Here is a 1,417-nt window from a genome sequence, read left to right on the forward strand (position 1 = left end):
GCCCGCCTCCTGCAGCCGCTTGATGGCGCTGACGGCCTCGCGGCCGGCAAAGTTCTGCCGGTCGGCTGCGCTTGGCGAGGGATAGACGATGTTGAGCGCCTGCCGGCCGACACGTTCGGCGGCAAGCTGGCCGTAGAATGTCGTGCCGTAGGCAGCGGCGCGCGCAAAATAATCCTTGGCGTTGCCCGGGCCGCCGACTTCGGCGGCACGGCCGAGCCAGTAATACGCGCGCGACAGCGTCATCGGCCCTTGGGCAAGGTCGGCGATGCGAGCGAAATGCGTTGCGGCAAGCTTGGGGTCGTTCAGGCCGCGCAACGCGTACCAGCCGGCATGGAATTCGGCGTCGGCCGCATTGGTGGCACTTTCGGCAGCGTGTGTAGCGACGATCTTGTACGCGGCCTTCATGTCGCCCTGGTCGACCAGTTCACGCGACAGCACCCGGCGCTCGACCCACCAGGCATCCGGATCGACCAGAGCTTCGCGATCGGTCGGTGCCTGCATCACAATGGCTGCAGCGCCGGCAAAATCCTCCTGCTTGCGCAAATATTCGGCCTGCGCGAAGAAGTAGCCGGCCGAACGTTGCATTGCCGGCACGGCCTTCAGCAGCTTGGGCGCGTTCTTGTCGCCTTTGTCGGCCGCCGCCCATGCATCGGCGAGCTGCTGGGCGCCGGCGAGGCCGGCGACGCGCAGCGCGGAATTCGCGCGGTCGGCATAGAACATGCGCTCCATGCGAAAGCGGTGGTCCGCGGCCGGGATCAGGCTGCCGAATTCCTTGATCAGCGCCGCCTCGTCCTTGGCCTCCAGGATCGCGGTGCGCCAGAAGGGCGACAGCACGGAACGCGCCGCCTTGGTATTGCTGGACGCCACATAGGCGCGGGCGAGAACCATCACGCCTTCGAATGTCTGCGGCTGGCTGCCATCGAACGCCCTGATGACGATGTCGGGGGCAGGGTTCTCTCGATAGAGCGCGCGCTCGCTGTTCTTGCGCAGGGCTACGGTCCCCGGCCAGTTGGGCAGCATCTTGGCCGCAGCAGTGATATCGTCGCTCGGAACCTTGTCGCCGCCATAAAGCGCGATCGCCCAGGCAAGGATATGCTGGTCGAGCGACTGCGCCGGAAGGGCATCGCGCACGCCACGAGCGCGGAGACTATCACCCCGCGCCAACGCATCCAGTCCGCTTTTCAGAGGGGCGACGTCGGGCAAGGGCGCCTGTCGCGTTCTGTCCTGCAGGTCTGGCAGCGCAATTGCCGCGCCTGGAATCGGAATGGCTGAGGTGACCCGTGCGTCCACGCTGCCGCTGATCGCCATGCCCGGCATCAGCGCGAGCGCGGCGCCAAGCAGCGCGAGAAGGTGAGGCCGACCGCCCGGCATGATCCCTAAATCTTTCCTTGTCCTGGCATTCCACAAGCTGGCGAAG

Annotated in this window: 1 protein-coding gene; it reads right to left on the reverse strand. The window is 66.3% G+C overall.

Going from position 1 to position 1,417, the window contains the following annotated elements; translation table 11 throughout:
* A partial coding sequence (locus EN884_RS35920; RefSeq protein WP_128361125.1) for a lytic transglycosylase domain-containing protein occupies window positions 1–1,371 on the reverse strand: 1,371 nt, incomplete at its 3' end.
* Window positions 1,372–1,417: the final 46 nt, after the last annotated feature.

It is taken from the genome of Mesorhizobium sp. M7A.F.Ca.AU.001.01.1.1, from assembly GCF_004022735.1.
Classification (GTDB): Bacteria; Pseudomonadota; Alphaproteobacteria; order Rhizobiales; family Rhizobiaceae; genus Mesorhizobium; species Mesorhizobium ciceri.